This is a genomic window from Lysinibacillus sp. BNK-21, from assembly GCF_048684915.1.
GTDB lineage: Bacteria > Bacillota > Bacilli > Bacillales_A > Planococcaceae > Lysinibacillus > Lysinibacillus capsici.
In genome coordinates this window covers 263,935-277,039 of sequence record NZ_JBLQTS010000001.1, presented here as the reverse complement: position 1 = coordinate 277,039, position 13,105 = coordinate 263,935, and the positions used below count along the sequence as shown (strand labels likewise).

13 protein-coding genes are annotated in these 13,105 nt (G+C 35.1%); 6 read left to right on the top strand and 7 right to left on the bottom strand.

What is annotated here, in order from left to right; all coding sequences use genetic code 11:
• Window positions 1–87 precede the first annotated feature (87 nt).
• Complete coding sequence (locus ACMGGO_RS01395; protein ID WP_305193596.1) at window positions 88–1,275, top strand: FtsW/RodA/SpoVE family cell cycle protein; 1,188 nt, start codon at window positions 88–90, stop codon at window positions 1,273–1,275.
• Between the two features lie 57 nt (window positions 1,276–1,332).
• Here ACMGGO_RS01395 and ACMGGO_RS01390 read toward each other — a convergent pair whose 3' ends face one another.
• Window positions 1,333–1,470 carry an Lmo0850 family protein gene (locus tag ACMGGO_RS01390; RefSeq protein WP_004232019.1) on the bottom strand — a complete coding sequence of 46 codons (138 nt, stop codon included), beginning with the start codon at window positions 1,468–1,470 and terminating at the stop codon, window positions 1,333–1,335.
• A gap of 368 nt (window positions 1,471–1,838) precedes the next feature.
• Here ACMGGO_RS01390 and ACMGGO_RS01385 point away from each other — a divergent pair, with 368 nt between their 5' ends.
• Together ACMGGO_RS01385 and cls are read left to right on the top strand one after the other, a co-directional pair.
• Window positions 1,839–2,999, top strand: a complete 1,161-nt coding sequence (locus ACMGGO_RS01385) for an MFS transporter (protein WP_115674569.1) — start codon at window positions 1,839–1,841, stop codon at window positions 2,997–2,999.
• 186 nt (window positions 3,000–3,185) lie between these two features.
• Complete coding sequence (gene cls, locus ACMGGO_RS01380; RefSeq protein WP_103119112.1) at window positions 3,186–4,643, top strand: cardiolipin synthase; 1,458 nt, start codon at window positions 3,186–3,188, stop codon at window positions 4,641–4,643.
• A gap of 49 nt (window positions 4,644–4,692) precedes the next feature.
• On the opposite strand, the gene ACMGGO_RS01375 is transcribed toward cls, so the two are convergent.
• The 4 genes from ACMGGO_RS01375 to ACMGGO_RS01360 form a co-directional block, all read right to left on the bottom strand.
• Window positions 4,693–5,472 carry a M15 family metallopeptidase gene (locus ACMGGO_RS01375; RefSeq protein WP_048394259.1) on the bottom strand — a complete coding sequence of 260 codons (780 nt, stop codon included), beginning with the start codon at window positions 5,470–5,472 and terminating at the stop codon, window positions 4,693–4,695.
• 149 nt (window positions 5,473–5,621) lie between these two features.
• Entirely contained in the window at window positions 5,622–5,870 is a 249-nt protein-coding gene (locus ACMGGO_RS01370; RefSeq protein WP_048394257.1) for a hypothetical protein, read from the bottom strand.
• 55 nt (window positions 5,871–5,925) lie between these two features.
• The gene (yidC, locus tag ACMGGO_RS01365; RefSeq protein WP_004232011.1) at window positions 5,926–6,687 is read right to left on the bottom strand and encodes a membrane protein insertase YidC; all 762 of its coding nucleotides are present in this window, start codon (window positions 6,685–6,687) and stop codon (window positions 5,926–5,928) included.
• Window positions 6,688–6,863: 176 nt separating this feature from the next.
• Window positions 6,864–7,658 carry a helix-turn-helix transcriptional regulator gene (locus ACMGGO_RS01360; RefSeq protein WP_048394255.1) on the bottom strand — a complete coding sequence of 265 codons (795 nt, stop codon included), beginning with the start codon at window positions 7,656–7,658 and terminating at the stop codon, window positions 6,864–6,866.
• 505 nt (window positions 7,659–8,163) lie between these two features.
• On the opposite strand from ACMGGO_RS01360, the gene ACMGGO_RS01355 reads away from it, so the two are divergent.
• The 3 genes from ACMGGO_RS01355 (at window position 8,164) to ACMGGO_RS01345 (ending at window position 11,984) form a co-directional block, all read left to right on the top strand.
• Complete coding sequence (locus ACMGGO_RS01355) at window positions 8,164–8,814, top strand: LytTR family DNA-binding domain-containing protein (protein WP_004232004.1); 651 nt, start codon at window positions 8,164–8,166, stop codon at window positions 8,812–8,814.
• Window positions 8,815–9,166: 352 nt separating this feature from the next.
• Window positions 9,167–10,687: a succinate CoA transferase gene (locus ACMGGO_RS01350; protein WP_004232003.1), complete on the top strand. Its 1,521-nt coding sequence runs from the start codon at window positions 9,167–9,169 to the stop codon at window positions 10,685–10,687.
• A gap of 154 nt (window positions 10,688–10,841) precedes the next feature.
• Complete coding sequence (locus tag ACMGGO_RS01345) at window positions 10,842–11,984, top strand: MFS transporter (protein WP_054549597.1); 1,143 nt, start codon at window positions 10,842–10,844, stop codon at window positions 11,982–11,984.
• Window positions 11,985–12,001: 17 nt separating this feature from the next.
• Here ACMGGO_RS01345 and ACMGGO_RS01340 read toward each other — a convergent pair whose 3' ends face one another.
• Window positions 12,002–12,310 (bottom strand): hypothetical protein, encoded by a 309-nt coding sequence (locus ACMGGO_RS01340; RefSeq protein ID WP_004232000.1) that lies wholly within the window; start codon window positions 12,308–12,310, stop codon window positions 12,002–12,004.
• 499 nt (window positions 12,311–12,809) lie between these two features.
• Window positions 12,810–13,091: a GNAT family N-acetyltransferase gene (locus tag ACMGGO_RS01335; RefSeq protein WP_009370656.1), complete on the bottom strand. Its 282-nt coding sequence runs from the start codon at window positions 13,089–13,091 to the stop codon at window positions 12,810–12,812.
• Window positions 13,092–13,105: the final 14 nt, after the last annotated feature.

Here is a 13,105-nt window from a genome sequence, read left to right as displayed (position 1 = left end):
TCTTCTTTGACCAATTATAAACGAAATAGGGAGAATCGCATCACATTTACTCATATTGAGATACTATTTTAATTTTAGGTGGCTTTTATGGAAAATAAACGAAATTTCGCAAATCGTTTTGACTGGACACTTGCATTTATACTCTTCACTTTTCTAGTCATTAGTTTGTTAGCTATTGCATCTGCCCAAACTTCAGGACAATATGGCATTAACTACGTACCAAAACAAATGCAATGGTATATGATTGGTGCAGTAATTATTGGTATAGTCATGTTTTTTGAGCCAGATCAATATAAAAAAATGTCATGGTATATGTATGGAGCAGGGATTGCCTTACTGGTACTGCTTATTTTTATGCCAGAAGGAGAAGGTCAAATCGGTGCACCCGTTAATGGTGCTAAAAGCTGGTATCATACGCCGATTGGAAATATTCAGCCTTCTGAGTTTATGAAAACTTTTTACATTTTAGCACTAGCTCGATTAATTAGTAAGCACCATGAAATTTATTCATTACGATCAATTAAAACAGACTTTTTGCTACTAGGTAAAATCGCTATCACCTTAATCGTACCATTAGCTATTATTTTAAAGCAGCCTGACCTAGGCTCAGCACTTGTATTCTTTGCCATTACGGCAGCACTTATCATTGTAGCAGGGATTTCTTGGAAAATCATTCTACCAACATTTTTAGGTGGCATGGTAGCAGGCGGTACCCTACTGTGGATGGCACTCTATATGCAGGACTTTCTAGAAAAAACATTTGGTTTTAAGGCCTATCAATTTGCTCGTATTTATTCTTGGCTAGACCCTTATTCCTATTCATCCAGTGATGGCTATCATTTAATTACCTCTTTAAATGCCATTGGATCAGGTGAAATTTTTGGTAAGGGATTTAGAAATCGTGAAGTATATGTAGCTGAAAACCATACCGATTTCATTTTTACAGTTATCGGCGAGGAATGGGGCTTTATTGGCGCTAGTATTGTTATTTGTATTTTCTTCTTATTAATTTATCATTTAACAAAGACAACCCTATTACTGAAAGATCCCTTCTCGACCTATGTATGTGCTGGGATTATTGCTATGATTACCTTCCACGTTTTCGAAAATATTGGTATGACTATTCAATTATTACCTATAACAGGTATTCCACTTCCGTTCATTAGCTACGGAGGAAGTTCACTTATGGGGAATGCTTTAGCGATTGGGCTAGTCTTTAGTATGCGATTCCATTATCGAACATATATGTTTACCACACATGATGAAGATGAATAACTATAGAAAAAGGGAAGTCTCGCGTATTGAGACCTCCCTTTTTCTATTGGAAACGAGTTAAGCTTGAACTTGCGGAGTTTGCGTTGGTGGTGTTAGCACTTTTAAAAGTTCTAGTCGAGACTTTGTTACAGTGGCTGTTACACCCAACTTAGATAAATTCGAAACAATCTTTTTCAAATCTACTTCTTTTGTCATACATTCCACCTCAATCTTTCCTCGATTTTATATAACGTTTTATTTACGAAAAAGTTTCATTTTTCTACGAGTATGATGTCTGACAAATTTATCATACCATTTAACTTACCTTTAAAATTTTTCAATTTTGTTACATTGTAAATTTTTCACATCATCAAACTTTTCCATCAAACATATTTAAATTACCCAAAATGGCTACATTTTATTCAAAAATCAGAACATAGATTTAAAATATCTAAAATACTTCATTTCTTTCTTTACTAAATTGTTCCACTTTATTCAAGCTTCCCCTCCCCTATTGTTGTAATCGCAAGAACAAGAGAGGTAGAATATACATATTGAAATATCGTATGAAAGCAGGGAACAGTATGAAAAAGGCTATTTTACTATTGATGTCTGTTCAATTCCTCGTTTATCTAGGGTTCGGCATTATTATTCCCGTCTTACCAGAGGTAATTGTGCAGCAAAATTGGCATGATCTCCACGTGGGTGGTTTATTGACCGTTTATTCACTTGCAAGTTTTTTCACAGCACCGTTATGGGGTATGCTATCAGATAAGGTAGGGCGAAAACAACTAATCCTTACTGGTCTAATTGGCTTTAGCCTTAGTTTTGTTATTTTTTCACTATTTATAGATAACCTAGCTATATTGTATGTTTCACGTATTATTGGTGGTTTATTTTCAGGTGCATTATATACAGCAGTAACAGGATTTATCGCCGATATATCTAGTGAAGAGGATCGCAATAAGTATATGGGCTTTATGGGCATGTCCATTGGTCTTGGGTTTATTTTTGGTCCAGCAATCGGGGGAATGCTAGGCCATTATAGCTTGCAGTTACCGTTTACTGCATCAGCATCATTAATTGCACTATTATTTATTTATGCAAGTTTCGTCCTAAAAGAACCTAAAAAACGAAAAGATTCAAATAAACGTGCTATAGTGCCAAAGGGTGCTGCAACAATGTTACAATTCCGTGTGCGCTATCTATTTATGTTTTCTTTTTTAGTAACTTTTATGCTAGCTGGCGTAGAGGCTACATTTCAGCTATTTCAAATCGAAAAAATTCACATTACACCATTACAAATTGGTTACTTGTTCATGTTTAGTGGATTTGTCGATGCTGCTATTCAAGGAGGGGTCGTTCGACGCATAAAAAATGGCAGTGAAACGACATGGTTAATCGGTGCACAAATTGTAACTGCTATCGGCATGCTTTTATTTACATTGACAGCTAATCTTTTTATCGCTGGGCTTGCCCTTTGTGTCTTTACAGCAGGTAATGCACTTGCAAGAACATGTGTTGTATCACTCTCCTCTAAAGAATCTGGAGGACAATATGGAACTGCCGCTGGACTGTCCTATTCAATGGATAACTTAGGACGTATTCTTGGTCCACTCTTTTTTACATGGTTATTTACCGTACAAGCAAGTCTTGGTTATTATATTTCGGCTGCAATAGCCATTTTTTCTATAAGCCTAATCTTTATATATAAGGCATCCCGTAAATCATTACGTCTTCCGTAAAATATAGTAGGTTGCATTTTATGAATTTCTAACTATTAGAGAATTACTAATTAAACCATGCGGATTATTCCTATATATCAAAGGGATAATCCTTTTCCATGCTATCTAGCCATTTCATATCTTCTTTCCGCATTTGAAGTAGGCTATACTAAGTATGTTATTAACAATACAAAGGCAGGTGTAGGAATGAGCATTTTTACAGATATAGAATATTTAGTTCCTTTAACTTTGTTTTTTAATATTTTATTAGCCATGACCATCATTTTCTTAGAACGTAAAGATGCTACCTCTACATGGGCATGGATCCTCGTGTTATTTTTCCTGCCATTAGCTGGATTTATTTTGTACTTATTACTTGGAAGACAATTACGAAGAAAGCACCTATTCCGTTGGGAAGGACGCAAGGATATTGGGATTGATAATCTGATTACCTATCAGATGGAAGCGATTCGTGATGAAACGTTTGAGTTTCGTATTGCTAATGCAGAAAATTATCAAGAGATGATTTATATGCACCTCAGAACAAACAATGCGGTGTTAACACAGGACAACCATCTGGATATTTTTGATGATGGTGCCGATAAGTTTGAGCAGCTCCTTAAAGACATTGAAGCAGCTAAAGATCACATTCACATCCAGTATTATATTTTTAGACTTGATGACTTAGGTACACGTATCGTCAATGCATTGATAAAAAAAGCAAAGCAAGGTGTTAAGGTGCGTCTTCTCTATGATGAAATGGGATCACGTAATGTTAAAAGACGCCATTTTAAAGAGTTGCTGCATGCTGGTGGTGAAGTAGAAGTTTTCTTCCCATCCATTTTGCCACTTCTTAACCCTCGTTTAAATTTTAGAAATCACCGAAAAATCGTTGTCATTGATGGTCGAATTGGCTATATTGGTGGTTTTAACGTCGGTGACGAGTATTTAGGTTTACAAAAAAAGTTTGGTTATTGGCGAGATACACACTTACGTATTGAGGGTAGTGCCGTACATCCTTTGCAAACACGCTTTTTACTCGACTGGAACCAAGCTAGTGCACAACAAAAAATGGGGTACTCTGATCGTTACTTCCCTGCCATCCCACAAAAAGGTGATGTGGGTTTACAGATTGTTTCAAGTGGACCAGACTCAGACTGGGAGCAAATAAAGATCGGTTACTTAAAGCTTATTAATATGGCTCAAAAATATATTTACATTCAAACACCATATTTCATCCCAGATGTTAGTTTTTTAGACGCCATTAAAATTGCCACCTTGTCAGGCATCGATGTACGCATAATGATTCCTAATAAGCCTGATCACATGTTTGTATATTGGGCTACTTATTCTTATGTGGGTCAATTATTACGTGCTGGAGCCAAAGTCTACATCTATGAAAAGGGCTTTATCCATGCTAAAGCTATTATTATTGATGACGAGGCTTCCTCTGTCGGAACAGCGAATATTGATGTACGAAGTTTTAGTCTAAATTTTGAAGTCAATGCCTTCATATATGATGCAAATATATCGCACCAATTGGCAGAACTGTTTGAGAAGGATATTTTTGATTGTACGGAATTAACATGGGAAATGTATAAAAACCGTTCAACACTGATTAAATTTAAAGAATCTATTTCCCGTCTATTAACACCCATTTTATAAAAATAAAAAGGAAGAGAGCCTGTTCACAGAATGGCTTCTCTTCCTTTTATTATTTTACGCCTAAATATTCTTCCAACGTAATGTTTTTCTTTGTTATCTCTTTTGCAATCTCTTTGCCCACATAACGATAGTGCCATGACTCATACATATAACCTGTTATCTCTTCTTTGTTTTGAGGGAAACGCAAAATAAAGCCGTACTCCTGGGCATGTGCAAATAGCCATTGCCCTGCTGGAGTTTCCCCAAACTCTTCTGTCAGCCACACATCTTCTTTTCCACGCTCTCCTATATCAAACGCTAAGCCTGTTTGATGTTCTGAGTAGCCAGGACGAGCACTATATCGATCTGCCGCTGCCTGTCCATCACGTTTAACATAGTTATCATAAAGGGTTGTTTGATATTCAAAAGATCGGTAGCCACTAAATGCAACTAAATCAAATCCTTGCTGCTTGGCAGCTGCTAACATTTGATTTAACGCTTCTCGTGCTTCTGGATTTTCTTCAGGTGCAAAGGTAGATGGAAGCGGATAAATTTTATTAGCTAACAGAATTCCATTGATATAGGTTGGTTCCGTAGGTAATGTTTGATTTGGAAGATACCCATTTTCGTCTGGTTGTTGCTCTGGCTTTGCAGGAGTTTCAGTATTGTCTGGTTTCTCTGTTGCAGTAGAATCTTGTTCAGTTGTTTTGTTTGTTTCTGTTGTTTTTGGCTGCTCATCAGATGCACTATTTACTTGATTATTTTTATAGTTATAGACTACAAAAATTGCTACAATTAACGCGATAGATATGAAAGCACCAACGATAAGCGGAAGACGATTGTTTTTCACTCTTTATACCCCTTTTAAAATATCAGGTATCTAAAAGGATATTTAAAGCATTTCACCTTGAAAATACCTATTTTATTGTATTACTAGTTATAATCTTATTTTAGCACTGTTCACATTTTCAGGTGTAAATTTCCCACGTAAATATTCAATTAATCTGTAAGAACGATGACAAATACTACTATAGATGCAATTGCGAAAAAAACTGCCATATACTGCATCCATTTTGCTTCTTTTACATAACCTTGCTCTTTAAAGCTTTTTGCTCTAAACCCATTTGATAGGGCAAACATGATCGTCATTGCAAGTACGGCAAAATTAAATTTCCCCATAATAATAAATACAAGTGCTGCAATACTAAAAATTGCGACAAGAATAGATGATAGCCATTTTTTGTTCATCTTGCTGTCCTCCTAAAAAAATCGAGGCAGCAAAGGCGCCTCGACATCAATCAATTTATTTTTTTGCTTTCTCAGGATGTTCCGAATAATATTTACGCCCAATATATGTTTGAATAATCAACAATGCACCACTGACAGACCAATACAAAGGCAGTGCTGCCATAGAAGACATGGAGATAAAGACAATCATAATTGGTGAAATATAAATAAACATTTTCATCTGCGCTTTTTGTTGCTCAGGTACCGTCCATAAAGATACACGAGCCTGGATTAGGTAAACAATCCCAGCAACAATAGTCATTACGATATCAGGTGAACCTAAGCTAAACCATAAAAACTCATGGGATTTAACATCGGCAGAATACAAGATCGAGAAATACAGACCCATAATAATCGGCATTTGAATTAACATCGGTAAACAACCCATATTAAGTGGATTAATGCCATGCTTTTGATATAGAGCCATCATTTCTTGTTGATATTGCGTTTGCTCTTCTTTTGTCTTAGCTTCCTTCATTTTTTTCTGAACGGCTTCCATTTCAGGTTTAAAAGCATCCATCTTCGTTTTCATTAATTGCTGTTGACGATAGTTTTTTAGCATAATCGGCATTAATACTAAACGAATTAGAACAGTAATCGCAATGATTGCTAAACCATAGCTCCCTGAAAAGATATCATTCCCGAAAAACTCCAATAAAAATTCCATAGGTTTTACAAAGATACTATAGAAAAAACCTTCTTTGTTTTGCACAGCTTGACAGCCACTAAGAACAAAAACGGCAATACCAAGCATTGAAAATAGCTTCAAATTTTTCATTTTTCCACCTACTATTATTTATCAACTACTGTGAAGTATACCTTATAGGGTCTCTCTTTATCAAATAGCAAGTGCTACTTATTCCTTAAGCTGGTTCCTCAGATGATTCATCAAAAAAGATGCGAGCTTTAGCAACGCTAATATGTTCGCACCTTCTCATTTTCTATGCTCAAAATCTACACATTTTGTAATTCAGCTTCTGCCATTTCAAAACGATAAAATTCATGATGAAGCTCGTCTCTAAAATGTTTTGGCGTAACTCCAGTATATTTTTTGAAAATACGAGTAAAATAACTTTGATTACAGAAATGGAATTGATCTGAGATAGAAGTAATACTTTTGTTTGTATGTCGTAAGTAGTATTGTGATTCTTCTACACGTCTAACATTTAAATACTCAACCAATGTAATGCCCACATGTTCTCTAAAAATACGTGATAAGTGACTAGTACTTATATGAAAGTTATTTGCTATACTTTCAACAGTTAAATCATTTTCAAGCTCGTCATTTATATACATTATCACTTTGTTAACAGTTTGATGTCGGAAAGTCGGTTGTTTGCGATCTGCAATAAAGTAAACAAAGAAATCAATTAAATCATCAGCAAATTGTAAAAACTCTGCGTCTTTCATTTGATTTTCTATCATATCGTTACACGCAATATTGAAAGCAAATGCTTTTTTCGAAGGTACTTGATTGTCCAGCAATTTACGAGCAACAATTGATGACAAAACAGAAAAATAACTTCGAACGATTTTAATGACCTGTTTGCCAAAACGAATTGAGAGAATATCAATTAACTCATGCAAAGATTTTTTCGCTTTTGCAGATTCTAAATGGTAAATTTCAAAAATTAATTTCGACTCAATATTAAAAAATTCTTCGACACCGATATATTGATTAATATTATCGATTTCTTGGAAGTATCTTTTGGATATCGTTTCTGACATAGAATGTTGATGTAGTTGCATAATCTTCCCCATCTTTCCTCAGAGTGCACGAATTGCATGACAATATTTGACACCAATCCCGACGAATTAAAAATAAGAAAATAGTATTTACTTATTCAATATAAGAACTGAGTCCTATTTCACAAATTTTATTAACAAATAAATCAAAAATAACCCTACTAAAACACCAGATATAAAAAAAATAGACTATACAGTGAATTTTACCATATTCTGCGATTTCCTTTCAACCACATTTTAATTGCTACTCTAGTTCTAATTTATCACATATGCATAGTAGAAACCTCGTAAACTTATTCCTAACAATTAAATTTTACCATATACATATCAAAATAAATTAGTCATTTTATAAATTTATTTACAAATTATACAAAACAACTTACATCATTCTAATGGATCATTCGACATTTTTCTATTTTATTCCTAAATCTTCTCTATATAATTTATATGAATATGTAGTAAAATAGATGATAATACTATTTTTAAAAGTTTAGACGAGGTGTTTAAAGTGGATCCAAAACAAATAGAAGAGATCATGGAAATTATTAAGGAATTCTTCCCTGAAAATACGTCCATCGCTATCTCTGATACAAATGAATATTTGTATTACCAACCAAGCAAGAAAGTTGATTTAAAAATTAAACCTGGTGACCCTATCAAAGAAGGTTCAGCCGCACACAAAGCATTAAGCTATGGTCAAAAAATCAGCTCTTATATCGAACCTGATGTATTCGGTGTCGCTTATTATGGCATGAGTATTCCTTTAATGGAGGAAGGCGAAACAAAAGGAGCTATTACTGCTATCTTCCCGCAAAAACCATCAGCATTCTTAACTAACTACATTACAATCAAAATTGATGATTGCTGGTACCCAATCAAACATGATCAAGTTATTTATTTAGAAACACAACTCCGTAAAACATTTGTTAAAACAATGACACGTGAAGGTTATCACCGTTTAAACTTAAGTGATCTAGAGCTATTTTTAGCACCTGACTCATTTATTCGTTGTCACCGCTCTTATATCGTTAACATTGACTACATCGATGAAATTCAACCAGATTCACACTCAACGTTTTTATTAATTATGAAAGATGGTACACGTATTCCTGTTAGCCAACGCTATGCAAGCTATTTCCGTCGTTCTTTAGGTTTCTAATTTGTATGAACAGCGAGCAATTTTTATAATTGCTCGCTGTTCTTTTTTGCGCACAAATCCGCCTCATTTACCTCAACATTTAACTATTTTTGCACTATTTTTAATATAGAAAACAACTAAATTTATACAGCTCTACAATAAAACGTTTTCTCTGTCGAAAAATCATCTTAATGCTCGATTTTCCTTTTTTTACTCAATTTAATGCTAATTCTAAAGTTTTTGTGACAATTTGGTGATAGTATTATTCAAATGGTTGGAGTCATACTACAACTGAATAAACAGAAAATTCTTAAATGTTTTTTCTAGTTTTGTAATCGGTTTCCATCAAAATTATTTAGGGGAGGATTTTTTTATGGATGCAAATGTTCAAAAACGCCTAGGTTTAAAAGAACTTGAGAGTAAAATTGTAACTGCTGAAGAAGCAGCAGCACTTATTTCTAATGGTGATGTAGTTGGGATGAGTGGTTTTACTCGTGCTGGGGATGCAAAAGTTGTTCCAATGGCATTAGTTGAACGCGCAAAAAATGAAGAATTCAAAATTGATGTATATACAGGTGCATCATTAGGACCAGAAGTAGATAAGTACTTAGCAGAAGCTGGTGCCATTCGTAAACGTGGACCATTCCAGGGTGATGCGGGTATCCGTAATTTAATTAATTCTGGGGATATCTTATATGTAGATGCTCATCTTTCTCATAATGCTGAGCTAGTGCGCCAAGGAATTATCGGACCAATCAAGTATTTAATTCTTGAAGCGGTTGCTATTACTGAAGATGGTTTAATCATTCCAACAAACTCTGTAGGTAACTCACCTATCTTTGCAGAATATGCAGAAAATATTATTATCGAGTTAAATATCTCTCATCCAGAAGCTTTAATCGGTATCCATGATATTTATGTACCTGGAGAACAAGGTAAACGTGAAGCTATTCCAATGACAGATGCTATGCAACGCCTTGGTGATATTGGTATCAAAGTAGATCCAGCTAAAATTAAAGCAATTGTTATTTCTGAAGAGCCAGATGCTCCTTCATTAATCGTACCTCCAGATGAAGAAACACAAACGATGGCAAACATTTTATTAGACTTCTTCCGTGATGAAATTAAAGCGGGTCGTTTAACAAATCAATTAATGCCATTGCAATCTGGTGTAGGTTCTGTAGCAAACGCTGTACTTGATGGCTTTGCAGATTCAGAATTTGAAGATTTAATTGTTGCATCTGAAGTACTTCAAGATGCTGTATTTAACTTAATCGATGCTGGTAAAGTTAAATTCGCTGCTGCAACTTCAATCACACTTACTGAAGAATTACAGCAAAAAGTTTATGGTAATTTAGAAAAGTATGCTGATAAAATTTGCTTACGTCCACAAGAAATTTCTAACCACCCTGAGCTTATCCGTCGTTTGGGTCTAATCTCAATCAACACAGCTCTTGAGTTAGATATCTATGGTAACGTTAATTCGACGCATGTTTCTGGTACTCGTATGATGAACGGTATCGGTGGTTCAGGTGACTTCGCACGTAACGCACGCCTTGGTATTTTTGTTACAAAATCATACGCAAAAGGTGGAGCAATTTCTTCTATCGTGCCAATGGTATCTCACGTTGACCATACAGAGCATGACGTTGATGTTATCGTTACAGAACAAGGTATTGCTGACTTACGTGGTCTTGCACCAAAAGAACGTGTACCTTTAATTATTGAAAACTGTGCACACCCAGATTACAAAGAACAATTATGGGATTACTATAACCGTGCAGTTGAAGCAACTGGCAACCACCAAACTCCTCATCTGTTAGAGGAAGCACTTTCTTGGCATGTAAATCTTGCTAAAAACAAAACAATGAAAAAAGAAGTTGCAAAAGCTTAATTATTAAATTCTCTACGTCTAATAAGTTAATACTTATTAGACGTTTTTTATACGTGAAAGCAAAAAACAAGTGAGAAGTATTATCGATTGGAAGATGCTATAATAGGACTATATTAATCTTATTGACTATAATGTTCTATTTATCGGAGGAACCATGAAGAAATTTATCTATGCTATTATTTTCTTTTCGTTTTTCGACCTTTTTACCCAGCTTCCTGTTATGAGTACTTATGCTGAGTCTTTAGGTGCATCGGCATTCCTCACTGGTCTTGCAGTGGGCATGTATTCGCTTTCCAATACATTCGGTAATATCATTTCTGGTTTCTTAACGGATCGCAAAGGACCTTTCATCATACTCATAATAGGTCTTCTCACAACAGGTCTATCATTAACATTTTATAATTTAGTAGAAGAGCCCATTGCTCTATTAATTGTACGTTTTATCCATGGCCTTGTTGCAGGCTTCATTGTTCCTGCTGCCTTTACATTTCTAGCGAACGCTACAGAGCAGGAAAAAAGAGGTAAAGGCAGTGCTATTTCTGGCGCCTTTGTTGGTATTGCAGCCATTATAGGCCCTGCATTTAGTGGCATTTTAGCTAGCCGGACAAGTGTACCATTTGTTTTCAATATCACAGCAAGCTTTATGCTTCTGCTAGGTATCCTTGCGTTCTTTATATTGAAAGCAAATCAAGTAAAAAAAGAGAAGGCTAAACCAAGTAATTACATTCCGATCAGTGTCTTTTTTAATAACACAGGAACATTAAAAGCCTTTTTAGGAGCCTTTTTCTTAATGTTTTCTCAAGGGGTTATTGCGTATCTACTCCCTCTTAAAGTACATTCCTTAGGCTTCGACTCTCGTTTAAGCGGCACTTTAATGAGTACATTTGGTATTATTGCAGTTCTTGTTTTCCTATTACCTACTAATCGTATTTTTGATAAGGTTAATCCACTCAAAACATTGTCTTTTGGTATAGGTTTAATGGGAATAAGCCAGCTATTAATTAGCCAAGCAAATTCTAGCTCTTTACTCTATACAGCAATGGCTTGCTATGGAATCGGATTCGGTTTCCTATTCCCTTCAGTAAATTCGCTGCTAATTGACTCTACAACTGCTGAAGTACGAGGAAAAGCTTACGGCTATTTCTACGCGTTTTTCTCTCTAGGTGTAGTTATAGGCTCTTCTTTATTAGGTTGGCTATCACTTGGTACTGTCAGTGGCTTTGCATTTACTGGCTTTGTATTATTGCTCTTTGCAGGCGCAATTCTTATCCCACACAAAAGACCTTCTCATGCTTAGATGAGAAGGTTTTTTGTTTACTTTTCCTTTTCTTGAATTTCTTCATTATAGAAATGGACACCAGTATGTCCTCCACCTTCAGCTACCATTTCATTCGAGGCAATTTTAGTTGGTGAAGTACCAGCCTCTGTTGCTACCTCTGTAGCTACACGTTCTGCAATATTGTCATGCATATCAGGACCTGTAGTAAGATACGACTCTAATTTTGCTTTCATACTATTAAACATTGTTAGTGCTTTATCACGATTCTCTTTTTTACTGAAATAAGATGCTGCTAGTCCTGCTAATCCTGCAACGACAACACCTGTTCCTTTTCGTTTTGCCATAGTTTATAACCTCCTAAAAATATAGAAACTAGCTCTGTAGTATAGTTTTTCCCTATTCTTAAAAGAATAAACATTATTTTTTTATACCCTCTAGCATATATATTAATGTATGGATAAATACTTGCCCTTTTATCTAGTAAAAACTCCGTCAATCCATTGTAGTTCGTCTAGTTTTTAATGCAGACAATCTCACTCTATTTCCTATTAAAGCCCAGTTATCGTACCCTTATTTTTAGCATTCGTCAAAATTTTGTAACTATTTATGATTATAAAAGGCAAGTAAAGGGAATTAATGAATTAATACTAAAATAGGAGAGTGGTTAAAATGAAAGATTTCGATTTAGCATACGATTGGATAGATATGGCTTCATTAATTGGCGGGGCTGGCTTCTTAACAGTACTAATTTATAGTGTCATTCTATTATAAGGAGCTATTTACATGATTTGCTCTAGCAATTAAAAGGCAATCCGCTTAATTAAAAGCAGATTGCCTTATTTTTTATTGTTTTACATCATTGTATGCATCTGACTTTTCAAATGCTGCCACCACATAGGAACAAACGGCCTTCATTTTATAACCATTTTCGCGTGCATACGATGCTGCTTGATCGAGTAATTGTTTGGCCACACCTTGACCACGGAGCTTATCAGATACATATGTGTGATCCATTACCATTACTGAGCCATTTTGCTGCCAAGTAATTTCTGCTAGTTTTTCCCCTGCTTGCTCATTCAAAAATGCAAACTTATTTTCTGCTAATTGTTGTAATTGGAATTCCATTTCTCACCACTCCT

What these genes read in the sequence shown, in the direction of transcription:
- ACMGGO_RS01395 (WP_305193596.1), top strand. Translation starts at nt 88, where the DNA reads ATGGAAAATAAACGAAATTTCGCAAATCGTTTTGACTGGACACTTGCA.
- yidC (WP_004232011.1), bottom strand. Translation starts at nt 6,687, where the DNA reads ATGAAAAATTTGAAGCTATTTTCAATGCTTGGTATTGCCGTTTTTGTT.
- ACMGGO_RS01350 (WP_004232003.1), top strand. Translation starts at nt 9,167, where the DNA reads ATGGATGCAAATGTTCAAAAACGCCTAGGTTTAAAAGAACTTGAGAGT.
- ACMGGO_RS01345 (WP_054549597.1), top strand. Translation starts at nt 10,842, where the DNA reads ATGAAGAAATTTATCTATGCTATTATTTTCTTTTCGTTTTTCGACCTT.
- ACMGGO_RS01360 (WP_048394255.1), bottom strand. Translation starts at nt 7,658, where the DNA reads ATGCAACTACATCAACATTCTATGTCAGAAACGATATCCAAAAGATAC.
- ACMGGO_RS01335 (WP_009370656.1), bottom strand. Translation starts at nt 13,091, where the DNA reads ATGGAATTCCAATTACAACAATTAGCAGAAAATAAGTTTGCATTTTTG.
- ACMGGO_RS01390 (WP_004232019.1), bottom strand. Translation starts at nt 1,470, where the DNA reads ATGACAAAAGAAGTAGATTTGAAAAAGATTGTTTCGAATTTATCTAAG.
- ACMGGO_RS01370 (WP_048394257.1), bottom strand. Translation starts at nt 5,870, where the DNA reads ATGAACAAAAAATGGCTATCATCTATTCTTGTCGCAATTTTTAGTATT.
- ACMGGO_RS01385 (WP_115674569.1), top strand. Translation starts at nt 1,839, where the DNA reads ATGAAAAAGGCTATTTTACTATTGATGTCTGTTCAATTCCTCGTTTAT.
- ACMGGO_RS01340 (WP_004232000.1), bottom strand. Translation starts at nt 12,310, where the DNA reads ATGGCAAAACGAAAAGGAACAGGTGTTGTCGTTGCAGGATTAGCAGGA.
- cls (WP_103119112.1), top strand. Translation starts at nt 3,186, where the DNA reads ATGAGCATTTTTACAGATATAGAATATTTAGTTCCTTTAACTTTGTTT.